Below are 18,950 nucleotides of genomic sequence, written 5' to 3' on the forward strand. Positions count from 1 at the left end.
CCTGGCCGGTTTTGCTCCCCCTCCCCCGCAGACCGGAGGCAACTGCATGCCAACGACACATTCACGACGTGCGCAAACGCCGAGTGCTCCGCGGACACGCCGTTACTCTCGCGCGGCGCTGGCGGCCTCGATGGCCGCCGTCGTCGCCGGTTCCCTGACCGCGGTGTCCGCCCCGGCCGCGGCGGCGCCGTCGGAGAACCTCGACGACACCGCCTACCGCGGTGAGATCGAGGTGGTCCACACCCCGACCGGAGCCGCCGACGACGCGGTGCTGACCGGCCAGGTGTTCGTCGACGCCGACCGGGACAGCGCCAGCGACGGCGAGGAGGCCGGTCTGTCCGGCGTCATGGTCACCAACGGCCGCGACGTGGTGCTGACCGACGGCGAGGGCCGTTACGAACTGCCCGCGTTCGACAACATGACGGTGTCCATCACGCAGCCGTCGGGCTACCAGGTGCCGATGGACGAGCACAACATCCCGCAGTTCCACTACAACCACCTGCCCGAGGGGTCGCCGGAACTGCGCTACGGCGGGATCGAGCCGACCGGACCCCTGCCGTCCGCGGTCAACTTCCCGCTGGTGGAGAGCGAGCTGACCGCTACCGACGCGCAGAGCTGCGTCATGGCCGGAGACCTGCAGACCTACGACCGGCAGGAGATCGGGTACGCGCGCGACGGCGCCATCGCCGACCTGGCCGCGCGCCACGACTACGCCGGCTGCGGCACGCTGTTCGTCGGCGACGTCGTGGGCGACGACCTGTCGCTCTACCCCGAGATCAAGGACCTGGTCGCCGAGACCAACGGTCCGGCCCGCTTCCTTCCGGGTAACCACGACCTCGACTTCGACGCCCCGGACTCCGAGCACTCCTTCGACACCTACCGCGCGCAGCTGGCTCCGGAGTACTACTCCTACGACGTCGGCGACACGCACATCATCGCGCTCAACACCGTCGAGTACCCGTGCGTCGCGGCCGAGGACAGCCCCGCGGGCATCGAGGCGCACTGCGCCGACCCGGAGGGCGACCCGTCCTACAACGGCCGCCTCGACGAGGACCAGCTCGCCTGGCTCGAACGCGACCTGGCCAACGTCGACCCCGACAAGCTCGTCGTCGTCGCCAGCCACATCGGTCTGCTCAACTACGCCGACTCCACCTCCCCGGTGCACCAGACCGACCAGGTCCGGCGCGTGCACGAGCTGCTGGAGGGCCGCAGCGCCGTGGCGGTGTCCGGCCACAGCCACAGCATCGAGAACCTCAAGACCGGTGACGGAGCCAAGGGCTGGAACGACCTGTTCGGTGTCGAGGGCCTGCCGTTCCCCCACATCACCGCGGGCGCGATCTCGGGTGACTGGTACTCCGGCGCGATCGGAGAGGAGGGCTACCCGACCGCGATCGGCCGCGACGGCGGACGCCCCGGCGTGGTCACGCTGGACATCCAGGGCAGCGAGTTCCAGGAGCGCTACACCGTCACCGGCGAGTCCGACGACGTGCAGACGCAGCTGGGCATCAACAGCCCGACCTACCGCGAGTGGGTCGAGGCGCGCCAGGAGTGGAACGGCAACCCGGTGGGCGAGGCCCCCGAGCTGGAGGAGCCCCTGGTGGTCGACCGCAGGGACCTGGCCCACGGAAGCTGGCTGACGACCAACTTCTTCTTCGGCTCCACCGGCTCGACGGTCGAGGTCGGCATCGACGGCGGACCGGCCCGGGAGGCCTCCCGCACCCAGCAGATGGAGGGCGAGGCCGTCAACGTCGGCGTCGAGTACTCCGACCCGTACGCGGTCGCGCAGCAGCTCGTCCACGGCGGCAGCCTCGCCGACCGGACGATGCACCTGTGGCGGTTCGACCTGCCCAGGAACCTGCACACCGGTGAGCACACCGCCGAGGTGACCGCGACCGACGCCTACGGCCGCGAGTTCACCGACGTCCTCGAGTTCGAGGTCGTCGGCCGGAGGTAGTCGCGCCTTCGCGGCAGGAGGGCCGCCACCCCGCACGGGTGGCGGCCCTTCGCCTCGGCCGTTCATCCCCCGTCGCGGCGGAAGAGGAACAGCCCGTACCGCGCATCGGGGTCCAGCCACCGGGCCCCCAGACCGAAACCGTGCGCCCCCACCTCGTCGGCCAGCCCCTGAACGTCGAACTTCACCGAGTAGCCGACGTTGACGAACCGCCCGCGCGGCACCCGCACGGTCAGCCCCAGACCCGGTACGGGCACCGCCCGGTCGGCCCGGGCGAGAAGACGCCCCTCCACAGTGGCGGTGTCCGCGTCGTAGCGCGCCTCCGGGACGAAGTCGTCGAGCACGAAGTCGGCGCCGTAGAGGTCGTTCAACCGGGTGAGGTAGTTGAGCCGGAAGTCGGCGAAGGCCGAGTGCCCGGCGGGATCGTTGTAGCAGGTCTCCAGGGCCTCGCGGCCCTTGTCCAGGTCGGCGGAGACCAGGAAGGCCTCGCCCGGGCGCAGGGTCCGGGCGATCTCGCCCAGCAGCGCGTCGCGTTCCCCGCGGGTGGCGTTGCCGAAGCTGCTGCCGAGGAAGACGATCGCCAGCGGCTCACCGGGGTGGGTGCGCAGCCAGTCCAGACCGGCTTCGTAGCGTCCCCACAGGCCCGTGACCTCCAGCCGGTCCAGCTCCTCGCACAACTCGGCGCCGCTGGACTCCAACATGCCCCGGTCGACGTCGATCGGCAGGTAGGCGGTCTCGCGCAGGCGCAGACAGCTCTCCAGCAGCAGCCGTGTCTTCTTCGCGCTTCCGCTGCCCAGCTCGGCGACGCGCCCGCAGGCGAGCAGTTCGGCGATCTCCGCGGAGTGGCGCTCCAACAGGTCGCGTTCCACCCGGGTCAGGTAGTAGGTGGGCAGCTCGGTGATCCGCTCGAACAGCGCGGAGCCGACCGCGTCGTAGCCGAGCCAGGGCGGCAGCCGGGGCGGCGACCGCCGCAGGCAGTCGCGCACCACGGTGTCGTCCGGCACCGCGTCGCCCCTGTCGGCGAGCGGAAGGACACGGGCCCGCACCGCTGGTCCAGGTGTTCTCATGGTCTCCTCACGTCCGTCCCGTCGCTTCGCGCAAGCTCGACTCGCCCCGGCTCCACCGGCGCAGGAGGTACTCCTCCAGCCGCGTGGCCAGGAGAGTGCTGGCGCGGACGCCGAACACGATGTCGGAGGCCAGCTCGGGTTCGGTGCTCAGCAGCGGCGCGATCACCTCGCGCCGCAGGAGCTGCTCGTGCACCGCGTCGGCTTCGACGTGCTCGGCGTAGAACCGGATGGCGGCCGGACCGCAGTCCAGCCTCCTCATGGCCTTGACCAGCCGGTCCGAGCCGGGGGAGGAGGTGAGCTCGACGGTGGCGAACTGCCCGATCAGCGCCCCGCGCAACCCGCGGTGCAGACCGCACAGCGACATGAAGTTGACCTCGGCCAGCATCTCGGCGGGGGCGGAGTCGAGGTAGGCGCCGTAGTCCGCGCACAGGCCCAGTTCGGCCATCATGTCGGCGAAGAGCGTGGAGTGCGTCCGCTCCGGGTCTCCCGCGCCGTACTCGTCGTGCTGCACGGTCACGAGGGCCGCCTTGGCGGGGCCGTGCAGGCGCGGGATGACGAAGGTCTGCGGGTCGGCCTCCTTCAGGTGGTAGAGCGAGCGGAGGGCGACGTACTCGCGCAGCTGCCACAACTGCCCGTGGCGGCGCAGGTGGTGGGAGGCGCCGAACGCGTCGACGTGCTCCACCAGCAGCGCACCGATCTCGCTCTCGACGTCCGCGCCCGGGGCCACCTCGTCCCTGAGCGCGCCGAGGAAGGCCCCTTCCAGTTCGGCGCGCAGTGCCAGCAGCGCCGGGTCCCACTCGCGGTCGGCGTCGACTCCCCCGAACCCGCGGTAGTGGAGCTCGTAGCAGCAGTAGAGGGCGAGCTGGAGGTCCTCACCGTAGGGAGGGGAGCCGTCCACCCGGGGGAGCCCGGTCCGGTTCCCGCGCAGCGCTTCCAGAACCGCCTCGGAGACCGGGCCGCGGGGGGCGGGCAGGGTCGGCGCCTCCGGCGTCGTCGTGGTCATGGGCCGTGCTCCTTCCCTCCGTCGCCGCGTACACGCCGACGGTGGCTGGTGTCGCAGAACGGGCGGCGCCTGCTGCGGCCGCACACGCACAGCGCGGTGACCGCCCGGTCGCTGCGCACACGCGTCCCGTCGGGCGTCTCCACGTCGACCGGACCGTAGACGAGGACCGGGCCGTCGTCGGTGACGACGATCCGGCGGCGGTCCTCAGCCATGGCGCGCCTCGATGACCACTAGTTCCTCCTCCGTCTGGTCCGGGCCGAGCAGTCCTCGGGTGCGCAGCGCCGCGGCACGCGCGCGCAGCACCGGACCGAACGGGATACGGGCCCTCGCGAGGACCTCTGGCACCAGCCCGGCCTTCCTGAGCTGTTCCAACGTCGCCTGCTCGTCCGCGAGCTCGGACTGCACGAGCAGCAGCGCGCCGTCCTCGCTGAGCACCGAGGCCGCCCCCGCGCAGATGCGGTCCAGCAGGATCCGCCCGTCCGGCCCCGCGTCCCAGCACCTGGCCATCCGGTGTCGGGGCAGCCGCCGACCGGGAGCGGGCATGTAGGGCGGGTTGGCGAGCACGAGGTCGAAGCGGTGCGGGGCCACGGGAGCGAACAGGTCGCCGCGCCGGACCTTCGCCGGGACCCCGTGCAGCCGGCTGTTGAGCCAGCTCGCCAGCACCGAGCGGCGCGACAGGTCGATCGAGGTGAGGCTGGCCGCACCGGCGCGGAAGGCCTCGATGCCCAGCGCCCCGGTGCCCGAACCGACGTCGAGGACGGAGCGCCCGGCGACCCGGCCGTGCTGGCGCAGCACGGTGCGGAGCAAGGAGGTGTCCTCCTGAGCTGGGTAAACACCCGGTGGCCTCATCAGCAGCATGGGGCAACCACTACCCGGTCCCGAACCCTCCAACCGCAGCGCGGGCCCTGTGCGTGATAGCCGGTGACCATGGGTGACGTGCTTGCGGGAGGGGCGTTCGCCGAATGGGCGGCCCGTGGTCCCCGCCCCGGCCCGGGAGGAGCTTCCCGGACTTCCAGCGCTACGCCGACGCTCACGAGGACCGAGCCACCCCGCGCTCGGCGCGGAAAAAGGGGGAGACCACCGGCGGCCGGTACGCCAGGATCTGAGAATGGAAATGTCCGACGTCACTCGCGCGAAGGCCGCCGCTATCTCGGTCGCCGCGTCGCTCGGCCTGCCGACCAGCGGCGCGACCGTGCTCCACAACTCGAACAAGCTGGCGCTGCGGCTGACCCCGTGCGACGTCTTCGCCCGGGTCGCCCCCGTGGGACGGGAGGTCGCGCGGTTCGAAGTGGCACTGGCTCAGCGGCTCGTCGCGGTGGGGAGCCCGGTGTGCCCTCTTGAGCCCCGGGCGGACCCGCGCGTGTACACGCGCGACGGCTTCGCGGTCACGCTGTGGACCTACTACGAGCCCGTAACGCCCCGCGTCCCACCGGCCGAGTGCGCCGAGGCTCTGGAACTGCTGCACGCCGGCATGCGCCGGGTCGATGTGCCGAGCCCGCGGTTCACGGACCGGATCACGCAGGCGCAGGACATCGTCGCCGATCCGGACCGCTCACCGGAGCTGGCCGAGGCGGACCGCGTCTTCCTCAGCGGCAGGCTGGCGGACCTGCGACGGACGATCGGGGAGCGCGGCGCCGTCGAGCAGCTGCTCCACGGAGAGCCGCACCCGGGCAACGTGCTCAGCACGCGGATCGGCCCGTTGTTCATCGACCTGGAAACGTGCTGCCGAGGGCCCGTGGAGTTCGACCTCGCCCATGTGCCCGAGGAGGTCTGCGAGCACTACCCGAACATCGACCAGGGGCTCCTGAACGAGTGCCGACAGCTCGTCCTCGCGATGGTCGCGGCGTGGCGCTGGGACCGCGGCGACGAGTTTCCGAACGGAAGGCGCTTCGGAGAGGAGCTCCTGCGCGCCCTGCGCGGCGGTCCTCCGTGGCCGACGCCCGACACGGTGAACAAGCGGCCGGGCGGCCTGTAGCGGCCGCCGAAGGCGAATGACGCCAACGTCCGGAACCCGGTGAAGGGGGAGCGGGTGGTCCGGCCGGCCACCGAGCACCGCATCCGCGCCACCCTGCCCAGCACCCTCTCCGCAGCGCTGACCGCCCGGACCCGCTGGTGCGGGCGACCGGCCGGGCAGCGCGCCGTCACCCTCAACGAGGCCGGGGCGGCGTTGACGGGCAGCGGCCCGGTCTTCGCCCCGGACACCTACCGGTCGGTGTTCCCGGACGTGGCCGAAGCGGCGGCCGAGGCCATCGCCGCGCTGCTGCGCGGCCCGGCTCCGGTGAGGGCCGGGTAGCCGAACCGGCGAGCACACCCCGAGCCATACGGCGTCACCGACCCCAGGCCAGTGCACGGGTTCACCCCGACTGGCCTGGGGTTTCCTCGCGCTCGGGGCCGATAGCCGATCGGATCAAAGGTTCCCTGGAGGTTGCTTCAGGGAAGTGCCCACTCCGGTGAGCATCACGCCTTTCCCGCCATTTTGTCGCCTGGCAACTGTTGTCGTCGGGGCCGGTTTCGGCCACCGAGCCCAGTGGGACTCAGGGACGGCATCTGGCGAAGGCAGCGCTCCGTTTCCGCGGGCGTGCGTGTTCACGTGCGTGAACGCGGTCACTTTCCGTTGCACCCGTGGTCAAACTTGCCGAAGGTCCCTCTCACCCAGGGTCACGCTCTTCACCCTGGGCTCATGGTGCTCGCGGGGTGGGGTTTCGTAACGTACCGGGTGCCTGAGCCCCCGGAGACGGTCCCCGCACCCCAGGGCCGTCATGTTCGGGTAGCACCCGTGCACGTCCCTACCCTGGGAGCGATTCCCCTCGTGAGAAGACACATCCCCTGGTCTTTGGCGGCCTGTACGGCCGCCTCTACCCTCCTTTTGGGGCTGCTGTCCGCGCCCCCGGCCCTGGCCGATACCGACCCCCACTCGCCTCGTGATCGCACCGTCGCCATCCCCGATACCTGGGAACCCGGTGAGGCCTCCACCGAGGCAGTGGGCCAGGACCCGCCCGCCGAGCCCTGGACACCGCCCGGAACCGACGACGGTGGGGCCGAGAACCGGCGCAGCCCGGACTGGTCCTGCTCCTCGGGCGGGGAGAACCTGGGTCTGGCCTCGTGGTATCCGATGGAGCGCCACCAGATCAGCGATCGCCTGGACGTGGACATCAACCTGGACAGCGGCAACGCTGTCATCCGCCACCGCGACATGACCATCCGCGGCACCGGTGTGCACATGGGTCTCAACAGCGTCTACAACTCCCGCGACCTCAACACCCAGTGGAAGCTCTCCTACGGGCGCGACATCGGGCTCAAGTTCGAGTCCGACCGGGTCGCCTTCCACGGCCCCACCGGATCGTGCGATGAGTTCATGGAGAACGGGGACGGTGAGTTCGACACCCCCGCCGGACTCAACGCCACCTTGACCGAGCTGTCCAACGGCCACTACGCGCTGACCTACACCCGTGGTGAATTCGCCGACGAGGTCTGGCACTTCGACGCTAACGGGTGGGCCATCACCCACGCCGACCGCAACGGCAACACCAACGACTTCCGCTACACCACCAATGGTGACCTGGCCGCGGTGAACGACTCCCAGGGCCGCACCACCTCCCTGTCCTGGGACGAGCACCGACCCACCCAGGTCACCGACCCCACCGGCGAGACCGCGGTGGCCTACACCTACGCCGACGACTCCACCCGCCACCCCAGCGGCCTGACCGACCGGGCCGGCAACGAGATCGCCTTCGGCTACACCGGCGGCTACCTCACCTCCATCACCGACGCCGAAGGCGCCACCTGGAAGCTGTCCTACGACGCCCAGGGCCGGGTGACCTCCTTCACCGAACCCCACGGCGAGAACGGCGCGACCTGGTCCTACGACCACGAAGACGGCCAGACCACCGTCACCGACCCGGGCGGCGGCGAGTCCACCCTGGAATTCGACGACTCCGGCCGCCAAACCTCGGCGACCGACCAGGTCGACAACACCCGCTCCCAAACCTGGACGGCCAACTCCGACATCGCCACCACCACCGACGCGTTGGAAGCCTCAGTCACCTACGACTACGACGACGCCAACAACCTCATCGGCACCGAACTGCCCACCGGAGCTTCAACGTCGGTCGGCTACGGCGACGCCATCAACCCGGCCAAACCCACCTCCTTCACCGGCCCGGACGGCAACGAGCTCTCCCTCACCTACGACGAGGCCGGGAACATGGTGCGGGCCCGCTCCGAGGCCGAGGACATCACGGTCGCCGCGATGAACTACCACCACAACGGCACCGTCTCCTCGGCCACCGACGCACGCGGCAACCGCACCACCTACTCCTACGACGACGTGGGCAACATGACCGGCATGTCCGAGCCGGGTCCCGTGGGTGAGACGTCCTACACCTACGACTCGCTGTCGCGCCTCACCTCGGTCACCGACGGCAACGGTGTGAGGTTGGAGTACGGCTACGACCGCCTGGACCGGGTCGTGTCCATCTCCCACGACGGCGATGTGTTGCAGGCCATCGAATACGACGGCAATGGCCGCCAGGTGGCGACCCACACCGACCAGGTCAGTGTGGAGTTCGCCTACGACGGCCGCGGCGACCTGCTCCAGAGCGTGCGCACCGACTCCAGCGGAAGCGAGACCACCGCCTACGCCTACGACACGGTCGGCAACCTGACCGCGTTCACCGAACACGGCAAGACCACGACCTACACCTACGACGCCGCGTTCCGGCTGACCTCACTGACCGACCACACCGGTGCCGAGACCACCTTCGACCACGACGAGAACAACCAGCGCACCAACACCACCCATCCCGACGGGGCCAGCGAGGACCGCGCCTACGACGACTCCGGGCGCCTGACCGCGATCACCACCACCGGCGCGGCCGAGCAGACCCTGTTGGAGGCCTCCTACTCCTGGACGACCAGCGAGGGCTCCGACAGCGACCAGTTGCAGTCCCGCACCATCGACGGTGAGACCGAGACCTTCACCTACGACGGCCTGGACCGCCTGACCAGCAACGGCCAGACCGACTACGCCTACGACGACGCCGGGAACCTGACCAGCGCGGACGGGGAGGACCTGGCCTACAACGACGCCGACCAGGTCACCGACGCCCGCGGCGAAGAGGTGGGCCACGACGAGGCCGGGAACATGACCTCCCGGGGCGGCCGGGTGCTGGAGTACAGCCTCACCAACCAGTTCCTGACCGCGGACGATGACGCGGACCTGGCCACCAGCATCAGCTACGACACCACCAACCAGACCCAGATGCGCGGCATCACCGACGTGCACGAGGGCGAGCGGGTCGACCGTCAGTTGTCCAACACCGCGCTCGGGGTCACCAACGTCGCCTCCGAGGGTGAGCGCACCAGCTTCGTGCGCGACGCCAACGGTGAGCTGATCTCGATGGTGGCCTGGGACGGACAGGAGCGGTTCCACTTCACCACCGACCACCAGAACACGGTGCTCGCCATCACCGCCGAGGGTTCCGAAGCCGAGAGCCCGGACGTGGTCTATGACTACACACCCTTCGGTGAGCGGTCCGTGGAAGCTTCCGGTCAGAGCGGGGCGGCGTCGTTGAACCCGTTCGGGTTCACGGGCGCCTACCAGTTCCAGGACGGGACGGTGCATCTGGGATACCGGTTCTATGACACGAACACGCTCAACTTCACCCAGCCGGATCCGTCCCGGCAGGAGATGAACAACTACGCCTACGGCATGGGCGACCCGATCAACAACACCGACCCACTCGGACTGATGTCAGCAGCTGCTTGGGGTGGTTCGGTAGGTGCTGCTGTGGCCGGAGCTGGAGCCGCCGCGCTTTTCGGGGCTGGATGTATCGCCTCGCTCGCGTGCGCGGCTGCCATGTCGTTGACTGCGGGGTTTTGGGCAGCGGGGGGCGGCGCCGCAGGTGCGACCATAGCTGGCGGTTCCGCTCAGGACGCTGAAAGCGCCATGTGGTCAGGGCTTGTTGAAGGAAGCCTGTTGGCCCCTCTGGGGCCTTGGGGAACTCTGATCGGTATGCACAGCATCGTTCCACCAAGTTCATAGCCATAGCTCTGATTTATCTGAAGCCGCGGGGCCGTCCAGCGCTCAAGCCGGGTTGGGCGGCCCCGCGCCTCAAGTGCAGTATTCATGTGGGACGCTGACTGATAGAATGCATGGAAATAATTTTCAGAAAGTGAAGTCAAAATGATTCCATATCCAGAGGATCCCACTGAAAAACAGCTCCGCCGAATGGCGATCGTCAAGTCCGGATCGATTTTTGGTCTGATCTTGTATGGAATCTGGAGGGGGTTCAATCAGGACTATACTTTTGCAATATACTATTGCATTGTCGTTCTTGTTCTTTTCTTCGTGTTCGCCTTTCCTGCGATTCTGAAATGGAGAAAAAAGAAAAGGGAGTCGGTGAACGGGGGTGAGTGACGGGAGGTTGGCGGGGGTGCATTTATCTTATTTTTGAAGTTGGGGTGCGACTTGGTGTTTTCGTGTCCATTCTATTTCTGGCAACCGTTCTCGGTGTGATGCAGGTGGCTGATGGTCGGCTGGCGGCGGTGCCGCTGGTGCCGCGCTTGCGGGTGGGAATAATCAGCAGGTCACGAGTGGTATGTGGTCTGGTCTCGTTTCAGGCACCGCAGGACCGTTCTTCGGTAGGTACGGCAACCTGTGGTCGTCTGTCCAGTTCACCACAGGAAGTTAACGTGTGTGCGGTCGGCCGCAGGCTCTGCTTTTCTGCGGTCGGCCGCCATGAATGGTTCGTAGTGAGCGTCATAGTTCCTGTGATTCGGGGTATGGCACCCAGGAGGCTCCAGTGCAACGATAGGTTGCCTTGGGGGGCAGTGTCAAAAAATTAAATTAAGAAGGAAGGCGGAAAGGTGGAAGTGAAATGGTCAACCCTTCTCCCGGGGGCCCCACCAAAAATCATATCCTGACCATGGTTTGCTTTCGGGTTTTCTTTGTGTCGGTTTTCCTCCTTCTTGCGCTTCAAAGATACCTCGACCAAGACCATGCTTCCGCGATAGCTATCATCCTTGTCAGTGTGATCCTCAGTGCGGTATATATTATTTGGCATCTGGTGAAGGTCAGACGTGGGGACTACGCAGAATCCCGTGAGTCCACTGATTAGTCTCAGGCGATCCTTCGGGGAGAAGGCGGGTGCTCACTGCTGGGGTGAATGGATGCTTGCATGCAGCAAGAGAGATCAAGGTTCGGTCGTATGATGGTGCTACTCGCTACCAGTCCGTTTCTCGCGCCCGGAGCTCATGGCGAGCGCCTGACCGAGAACTCTTCCATCAAAGATGTGCGGACCATGGCTATCATCCCCTTGCTGGCTGTACCCCCGCTCGCCGCGCTTGGACTGATGTCCGTCTACTGGAGAGGCAACATCGCAGGTGGGATTCTGAGTGCCATCCTTGCTGCCTTCTGTGTCCTCTTGATGTCCGCTCCAAAATGGTACCTATTTTTGGAAATAAAGAAGAAACAGAGATGATGGGTATGCCAGAGTGTGGCGACTGGGTCGGTTGTGTCAAATGCTAAAGCCATTTGACACAAATCCATGGCTCCATGTGACGCTCCAGTTAACCTCGAACCTGCTTGGGTGGCACCGGTAGTAAAGTGAGGCTGCCGTTGGTGTTCTTGCGTTCTTTCTGATTTCCGTGGCTCCAAAAATAATTACCCCGATTCGTGTCAAGAAAAAAGGAACGTGATGCGTCAAATCCCCCTGTGTAATCGCAGAGCTGCTGTGATGCTCTCCTGTGTCGCACTCGTGGTTCCTCTGTCGGTTGGTTCCGCTCAGGCCAGCACCGCTCTTCCCAACGATGTGGACGGGGATGGTTACGCGGACCTGCTCGTCGGCGCCCCGGAAGGAGTGGGCGGCAACGGTGTACGCGGTGGCTACGTCGCGGTGGTCCCCGGTGGGTCGGGCGGTGTGGACACCGGTGCGGGCTCCCAAGTCGACCAGGACTCGACCGGTGTCCCCGGCACCCCGGAAGCGGGGGACCGGTTCGGTGAGGTGGTGCGCTCCGCCGACGTGGACGGGGACGGTTACGCCGACCTGATCGTGGCCGCCCCGGACGAGGACGTGGAGGAGCACACCGACGCCGGCCTGGTCCAGGTCGTCTTCGGCTCCGCGGACGGGCTGTCCGAGACCGCGATCGGTTTGCACTCGCCCCGCCAGGAGCGGGGCGACACCGGCTTCGGCCACGCTCTGGCGGTCGGTGACCTCGACGGCGACGGTTACGCCGACGCGGCCATCAGCGCCCAGGACCACGTCGTGGTCCTGTCGGGCCGCGCCGACCTGAGCGAGGCCGACGACCCGTCGGTGAGCGCGTTCTCGGCCACTCCCAGTCCCGGCGACACCGTCCAGGCGCTGGAAGTCGCCGACATCGACGGTGACGGACATCTGGACCTGGTGGTCTCCAGCTCCCGCCAGGGCGAGGACGGGGCCGGGGACGTGTCGGTGTTCTCCGGTTCGGCCGACGGCCTGACCCCCCGACCGCTCAACGAGCCCCTCACCCTGGAGGACTCCACCGCAGTGATCGCGTCCGGAGACGTCAACGGTGACGGCTACGCCGACGTGGTGGCCGTCCCCGGTAGCGGTCATACCACCCAGGTCCTGGCGGGCTCGGTCGCTGGCCTGACCGAACGGGGCGCTGAACTGGACGAGGAACTGGGGTCGGACTCGGTCGCGGTGGGTGATATCGACAACGACGGCTACGCCGACATCGTGCTGGGCGATGCCACCGTGCAGGCCTCTGACGGCGGCGCTGACGCGGGCGGAGTAGGTGTGCTCTACGGCGGCCCCAACTGGCTGGACGGGCGCGAGCAGTCCCTCACCCAGGACTCCCCGGACGTGGCAGGGGTCTCCGAGGCCGGGGATGAGATGGGCGCGCAGGTGACCCTGATCGACGTCAACGGTGACGGGTACCGGGACTTGGTGGCCGGGGCGCCGGGCGAGAACGACGGCAACGGCGCCATCACCCTGCTCTACGCCAACGCCGACGGCCTCACCGGACAGGGCTCGCTGACCTTCGGCGGCGCCACCCTGGGCCTGGACGGGACCGAGGCTGAGTTCGGTCGGGGTCTGTCCCGGTAGGTGTCCATCGTCGATGTGCGGTGGGCCGTGGTTCCCAACAGGGCCCGGCCCACCGCGCTGGTCGTGGTGGGCCGGAGGTACGCGAACACGCCCTTGACAGGGGGACCAAGGTCACGGGACGGCAAAGTGCTCCGCGAGGTGGGCGCCCACCTGAACTGGACCCTGCACTGGGGAGCACACACGGAGGATGTCAGGCCCCGAACCAGACCCGGCGCCTCGCCTGTTCGACTCGCGCACCCCGCCTGACCTGGGGTTTTGTTGCGCACCCGGCAGGATTCGAACCTGCGACCATCGGATTAGAAGTCCGGTGCTCTATCCACTGAGCTACGGGTGCTCGATTCAATTGTCGCCCGCCATGGCAGGTCGTGATCACGCTGTGACACGTGGTCGCGGGAAGGCGTCGTGCGCCGAAGGCGGGGCGGGGGTCGGTCGGCGGGCCTGCGGTCGGGAGGACCCGTGCCGCGGTGCCGGTGGCGTCCCGGGCAGACATTCTAGGGTATTCGCCTGATGTCGCCCACAGTCGGGCAAAGACTCATCAACTACGGTGATTCGTAGTTGCCTCTCGTTACCACGCGCGTTCCACCAAACCGGTCGCTATGGGCCTCGCGCACCACGTTACCGGTGATTAACTCCCGGTGCGGTGCTGTACCCCGGGCGTTTCGCGAAGTCCTGGTGCCCCAAGTGGGACGGGAAGTCAGAACCACCACCACTGACCTGCGGAGACCATCAGCAGGGCCAGCGCGGTCATCATGCGGGGGCCCCTTACGGTCAGTCACTTATTGCTCTTTGTGTATGTGTTATTACCCAGAGGGACAAACATGGTTTGCCGTGGTTTGGGAGTTGCTGGGGACTTCCTTGACACGGCTAACGTGGTCGGGTGCGATCTCTGGGACTGGTGGCGGGCTTCCTGCTCGACAAGGCGGTGCCCGACCCGCGTCGGGGGCATCCGGTCGCCCTGTACGGGCGCGCCGCGGGATGGTGGGAACGGCGGGTCTACGGGGACTCGCGGGCGCGTGGAGCCCTGTTCGCGGCCGGGGCCGTGCTTCCGGTGGTGGCCGCGGGTTCCGTGGTGCGGGGCGGCGCGGCGACGGCGGCGACGACGTGGGCCGTGCTCGGCGGCAGCATGCTGTGCCGGGAGGCCGAGCGGATCGCCGGGGCCCTGGAGGACGGCGACCTCGCGCGGGCGCGGGAACTCCTGCCGAACCTGTGCGGCAGGGACCCCTCCCGGCTCGACGAGGAGGGAGTCGCCCGGGCGGTGGTCGAGTCGGTCGCCGAGAACACATCCGACGCCGTGGTCGGGCCACTGGTCTGGGGAGCCCTGGGCGGGGTCGCGGGTCTGGCGGGTTTCCGCGCCGTCAACACCCTCGACGCCATGGTCGGCCACCGCGACGAGCGCTACGAACGGTTCGGGTCCGTCTCGGCGCGGCTGGACGACCTCGCCGGGTGGGGCCCGGCCCGGCTGACCGCGGTCCTGGCGGTCCTGGCCGCGCCCGTGATCGGCGGCGACGTGCGCGGGGCGTGGCGCGTGTGGCGGCGCGACGGCGACCGGCACCCCAGCCCGAACGCCGGGCAGTGCGAGGCCGCGTTCGCGGGCTCGCTCGGCCGGACCCTGGGCGGCGCCAACGTCTACGGGGGGCGCGAGGAGCGCCGTCCGGCGATGGGGGACGGGCCCCGGGCCGGGGTCGGCGACATCCGCCGGGCGGCCCGCCTGGCCCGGGCCGTCCACCTCGGGGCCCTGGCCGTGGCCGCGGCGGTGGCCCGGTAGCGCGCGGCTGGCGTCGGTGGACACCCCGGGCGCGGGCCCGACTCAGGTCAGGTTGCGCGCGTAGTTCACCTGCTGGTGGATCTGGCCCACCACGCCCGGGTGGGTCGCCATGATCGTCGTGCTGTAGTGCCTGTCGTGCCCCTGGACGGTGACCTGCACGTGTCCGGTGGTCCTCTGCTCCTTGACCAGGAGGAAGAGCAGTCCGAGCAGACAGGTCCACCAGAAGACCAGGACGGCCACGATGACCGCCCAGGTGGGTGTGTTCCGTTCGGTGCGGCTCATGTCGTTCACGGTCCACACCGTTCCCCTGATCGGGAAGCGCCCGACGGGGGTGATCACGGTGTGCCGGGAGAACGCGATCTCGCCGATGGTGCCGAGGGGGACGTCCTCCTCGGGCTGGGGCGGGGGGACGGCGGGCTGGTAGCCCCCGGTGGGGGAGCCGTAGGGCTCCAGTGCCCCGCCGCCGTGCTGTTGCGGGGGAAGGCCCCAGCCGGGTGCCTCACCGTGGGGCTCGTGCCACCACGGTTCCCCCGGGCGGGGGTTGGGGTACTCGCTCATGCCGCGATTGTGTCAAAGGGCGGGCAGGCACAGCACCACTTCCCCGGTACCCGCGCCGACCCGCGCGTCCGTCCGCGCCCCCGGTCCCGGCAGTGCGGTCCCGTCTCCCGTGTCCCTTTCGGCTGCCGCCGCCCCTTCCCCCGGCCCGTTCCAGCCGTACCGCCCCGCCTTCGGGGCGGTTCCGGCCTTACCGGCGGCCCCACAGTGAGTGCGACCGAGGGCCGTGGCCGGATGTGGCCACGCCCCGACTCCCGTGCCGGGCTCCGTCCCGTCCGCCCTCCGGAGTCCGGGCTGCTTGTGGCGCGGATCACTCCAAACCCGCCGGTTTTCCGGTGCGGGATTCTTCCGGTCCGCCCAAACGTGAATCTCTTTCGCGATTTCCCTACTCGTGCGTAGCATGCGCTCACCCATCGCCCGCACCCCCAGGTGGTGACAGCTCTTGTTCCCCACGCTCAGACGACGGCTACGCACCGGCGCCTCGGGTACCGCCCTGATGGTGGCCGCGGCCACGCTCGCCGCCCTGCCCGCCGCCCCCCGGGCCCTCGCCGAACCGGAACCCGACTACTGCGCGCCCGGGGGATGCAACGACATCCTTCCCCCCGGCCAGAACGGCAGCGCCACGCTCGTCGAGATCCTCGGCCACCAGGTCTTCGGCACCCGGCCGCGGCACTCCTCCAGCCAGCTGGACATGTACGACAACCTCGTCCACCACTACGACGGGCTCACCGAGGAGGGCCTGGACGACTTCTTCCTCGACGCCGGTTTCGGGGTCGACGCCGACGACGTGGGGCGCCGGTACCAGCCGCGCGACGACGTCACCATCACCCGCGACGCCGCCCACGGCATCCCGCACGTCGAGGGCACCACCCGCGAGGGCACCATGTTCGGCGCCGGGTACGCCGCGGCGGAGGACCGCCTCTTCCTCATGGACGTGCTGCGCCGGGTCGGCCGCGGTGGACTCACCTCCTTCGCCGGAGGGGCCGAGGGCAACCGCGGGCTGGAACAGGACCTGTGGCGCAGCGCCCCCTACACCGAGGAGGACAAGCAGGCGCAGATCGACCGGGTCGCCGCCAGCGGAGAGCGAGGTGAGCAGGCCCTCGCCGACGTCGACGCCTACCTGGAGGGCGTCAACGCCTACATCGAGGAGGCCGACGACGACCGCGACTTCCCCGGCGAGTACGTCCTGACCGGGCACAAGGACGCCATCACCAACGCCGGGGAGATCGAGCCCTTCACCCCCACCGACGTCGTCGGCATCGCCGCCATGGTGGGCGGCATCTTCGGCGGCGGTGGCGGCGGCGAGGTGCAGGCGGCCGTCGTGCTCGCCAACTTCCGGGACCGCTACGGGGCCGAGGAGGGCGCCGAGCTCTACCGCGCCTGGCGGACGGAGAACGACCCCGAGGCCGTGGTCAGCGTCGAGGGCGAGTTCCCCTACAGCGGCACCCCCGAGAACCCGGTCGGCGAGGCCGTGCCCGACTCCGGCTCCGTGGAGCTCTACGACATCGTCCACGACGAGCACGGTTCCGCGCTCAGCGGCGAGACCGCCGAGCAGCCCGCCCCGCTGGCGAGCACGGTGGAGGAACCCGAGGAGGGCGCCGAGGCGCCCGCGGTCGAGGACCTGTCCAGGGAACAGCGAGACGAGCTGGAACGGATGGTCGAGGACGGGGACCTGTCCGCGGTGGAGGGCGTGTTCAACGACGGCGTCCTGCCCGAGGGCTTCACCGACCCCCGCGGCATGTCCAACGCCCTGCTCGTCTCGGGCGAGCACACCGCGAGCGGCAACCCCGTCGCGGTGATGGGGCCCCAGACCGGCTACTTCTCCCCGCAGCTGCTCATGCTCCAGGAACTCCAGGGGCCGGGTATCAGCGCACGCGGCGCGTCCTTCGCGGGCGTGAGCTTCTACGTCCAGATGGGGCGCGGCGTCGACTACGCCTGGAGCGCCACCTCGGCGGGCCAGGACGTCACCGACACCTTCGCCGTCGGACTGTGCGAGACCGACGGGTCCGCGCCCACCACCGGGTCGCGCGCCTACGTGGACACCGCCGGGGAGTGCGTGCCCTTCGAGGAGTTGAGCGTCACCAACGAGTGGTCGCCCACCATCGCCGACGGCACTCCGGAGGGCGGCTACACGCTGACCTCCCTGCGCTCGGAGTTCGGCCTTGTGCACTCCTTCGCGACCGTGGACGGCGAGCCCGTCGCGTTCACGACGCGGCGCTCCACCTACATGCGCGAGGTCGACTCCATCATCGGCTTCCAGCGCTTCAACGACCCCGGCGAGATCACCTCGGCGCGGACCTTCACGGACGCGGCCGAGGACATCGGCTACGCCTTCAACTGGCACTACGTCGACGACGGGGACATCGCCTTCGTCAACTCCGGGGCCAACCCGGTCCGGACCGAGGGCACCAACCCCAACCTGCCCGTGGACGCCTACTCCGACGCGGGCTGGTCCGGATGGGACCCCGACGACAACGGCGCCGACTACCACCCGCAGGAGGACCACCCGCAGGCGATCAACCCCGACTACATCGTCAACTGGAACAACAAGCCCGCCCAGGGCTACACCTCCGGCTGGGCCACCGGGTCGGTGCACCGCGGCGACCTCATCGACGGCCGCGTCTCCGCGCTGGTCGCCGACGGGCACGAGTTCACCACCGCCAGCCTGACCCAGGTGATGATGGAGGCGGGGGTCGCCGACCTGCGTGCCCAGGAGGTCCTCCCGCTCCTGCTGGAGGTGATCGGCACCGAGGCCGTGGACGACCCCGAACTGGCCGCGGTCGTGGAGGAGCTGCGGCTCTGGCACGAGTCGGGATCCCTGCGCCGCGAGCCCTTCCGCGACGCCGGGCACTACTCCCACGCCGACGCCGTCCGCACGCTGGACGCCTGGTGGCCGCTGCTGGTGCGTTCCCAGTTCGAACCGGGCCTGGGCGAGGACCTCTACACCCAGCTCACCAGGGCCGTGCAGACCGACGAGTCGCCCTCGGGCTCCATCGGGGGAGGCGGACCCGCGAGCGTCAACCAGGCGCAGCCCCACCGGGGCTCCGCGTTCCAGTACGGCTGGTGGTCCTACGTGGACAAGGACCTGCGCACGGTGCTCGGGCGGGAGGTGGAGGGCGGACTGGGCGAGGCCTACTGCGGTGGCGGCGACCCGGACGCCTGCCGTACGGTGCTGCTGGACACCCTGGCCCGGGCCACGGACACCCCCGCGGCGGAGGTCTACCCCGGCGACGGGCACTGCGACCCGGGCGACCAGCTGTGCGCGGACACGGTGATCCACCAGGCGGTCGGCGGCATCGGCATGTGGCCGATCGCGTGGCAGAACCGGCCCACGTACCAGCTCGTCTACCAGTTCTCCGGCGGACGGTAGGACGGGCGGAGCGGACGCGGCCCGCGGTGGCCCCGAGCGGGTGCCGGCGGGGGCCGCGTCCGCGTGTCACGGCAGGGGAATACTGGAGCCGGATCGCGTGCTTCGCCGGGTCCGTGTGGGTAGCGTAAGGAATACCCGAACATGAGCGGGAGG

At 69.1% G+C, this 18,950-nt stretch carries 13 protein-coding genes and 1 tRNA gene; 8 read left to right on the forward strand and 6 right to left on the reverse strand.

What is annotated here, in order from left to right; all coding sequences use genetic code 11:
- Positions 1–130 precede the first annotated feature (130 nt).
- Complete coding sequence (locus KGD83_RS07800; RefSeq protein WP_212643189.1) at positions 131–1,954, forward strand: calcineurin-like phosphoesterase C-terminal domain-containing protein; 1,824 nt, start codon at positions 131–133, stop codon at positions 1,952–1,954.
- Positions 1,955–2,016: 62 nt separating this feature from the next.
- Here the strand turns inward: KGD83_RS07800 and KGD83_RS07805 are convergent, their stop codons facing one another.
- From KGD83_RS07805 to KGD83_RS07820, 4 genes are read right to left on the reverse strand one after another with little or no spacing between them, the layout of a single operon-like run.
- The gene (locus KGD83_RS07805; RefSeq protein ID WP_212643190.1) at positions 2,017–3,018 is read right to left on the reverse strand and encodes an L-histidine N(alpha)-methyltransferase; all 1,002 of its coding nucleotides are present in this window, start codon (positions 3,016–3,018) and stop codon (positions 2,017–2,019) included.
- 7 nt (positions 3,019–3,025) lie between these two features.
- Complete coding sequence (locus tag KGD83_RS07810; RefSeq protein WP_212643191.1) at positions 3,026–4,021, reverse strand: iron-containing redox enzyme family protein; 996 nt, start codon at positions 4,019–4,021, stop codon at positions 3,026–3,028.
- On the reverse strand, positions 4,018–4,233 hold the full coding sequence (locus tag KGD83_RS07815; RefSeq protein ID WP_212643192.1) for a CDGSH iron-sulfur domain-containing protein: 216 nt from the start codon (positions 4,231–4,233) through the stop codon (positions 4,018–4,020). Before KGD83_RS07815 ends, KGD83_RS07810 begins: the two co-directional genes overlap by 4 nt.
- Positions 4,226–4,870, reverse strand: a complete 645-nt coding sequence (locus KGD83_RS07820; RefSeq protein WP_212644313.1) for a HemK2/MTQ2 family protein methyltransferase — start codon at positions 4,868–4,870, stop codon at positions 4,226–4,228. Before KGD83_RS07820 ends, KGD83_RS07815 begins: the two co-directional genes overlap by 8 nt.
- 259 nt (positions 4,871–5,129) lie before the next feature.
- Between KGD83_RS07820 and KGD83_RS07825 the strand changes: the two genes are divergently transcribed.
- The 5 genes from KGD83_RS07825 to KGD83_RS07845 all read left to right on the forward strand — a co-directional run bounded on the left by KGD83_RS07825 (position 5,130) and on the right by KGD83_RS07845 (position 13,107).
- Positions 5,130–5,996, forward strand: a complete 867-nt coding sequence (locus KGD83_RS07825; protein ID WP_212643193.1) for a phosphotransferase family protein — start codon at positions 5,130–5,132, stop codon at positions 5,994–5,996.
- Positions 5,997–6,050: 54 nt separating this feature from the next.
- Positions 6,051–6,314 carry a hypothetical protein gene (locus KGD83_RS07830; protein ID WP_212644649.1) on the forward strand — a complete coding sequence of 88 codons (264 nt, stop codon included), beginning with the start codon at positions 6,051–6,053 and terminating at the stop codon, positions 6,312–6,314.
- A 573-nt stretch (positions 6,315–6,887) separates the two neighbouring features.
- Positions 6,888–10,064: an RHS repeat-associated core domain-containing protein gene (locus tag KGD83_RS28940; RefSeq protein ID WP_256448849.1), complete on the forward strand. Its 3,177-nt coding sequence runs from the start codon at positions 6,888–6,890 to the stop codon at positions 10,062–10,064.
- A gap of 1,165 nt (positions 10,065–11,229) precedes the next feature.
- Complete coding sequence (locus KGD83_RS07840) at positions 11,230–11,502, forward strand: hypothetical protein (protein ID WP_212643195.1); 273 nt, start codon at positions 11,230–11,232, stop codon at positions 11,500–11,502.
- Between the two features lie 255 nt (positions 11,503–11,757).
- Positions 11,758–13,107, forward strand: a complete 1,350-nt coding sequence (locus tag KGD83_RS07845) for an FG-GAP-like repeat-containing protein (protein WP_338036960.1) — start codon at positions 11,758–11,760, stop codon at positions 13,105–13,107.
- A gap of 261 nt (positions 13,108–13,368) precedes the next feature.
- Here the strand turns inward: KGD83_RS07845 and KGD83_RS07850 are convergent.
- Positions 13,369–13,441 (reverse strand) — tRNA-Arg (locus KGD83_RS07850).
- Between the two features lie 543 nt (positions 13,442–13,984).
- Between KGD83_RS07850 and KGD83_RS07855 the strand changes: the two genes are divergently transcribed.
- Positions 13,985–14,872, forward strand: coding sequence for a cobalamin biosynthesis protein (locus KGD83_RS07855; protein WP_212643197.1), 888 nt, complete (start codon positions 13,985–13,987; stop codon positions 14,870–14,872).
- 42 nt (positions 14,873–14,914) lie between these two features.
- On the opposite strand, the gene KGD83_RS07860 is transcribed toward KGD83_RS07855, so the two are convergent.
- The gene (locus KGD83_RS07860; protein WP_212643198.1) at positions 14,915–15,430 is read right to left on the reverse strand and encodes a hypothetical protein; all 516 of its coding nucleotides are present in this window, start codon (positions 15,428–15,430) and stop codon (positions 14,915–14,917) included.
- 439 nt (positions 15,431–15,869) lie between these two features.
- Here KGD83_RS07860 and KGD83_RS07865 point away from each other — a divergent pair, with 439 nt between their 5' ends.
- On the forward strand, positions 15,870–18,797 hold the full coding sequence (locus tag KGD83_RS07865) for a penicillin acylase family protein (RefSeq protein WP_212643199.1): 2,928 nt from the start codon (positions 15,870–15,872) through the stop codon (positions 18,795–18,797).
- The last annotated feature ends 153 nt before the right edge of the window (positions 18,798–18,950 follow it).

The organism is Nocardiopsis akebiae (assembly GCF_018316795.1).
In the GTDB taxonomy this organism is placed as follows: Bacteria; Actinomycetota; Actinomycetes; order Streptosporangiales; family Streptosporangiaceae; genus Nocardiopsis; species Nocardiopsis dassonvillei.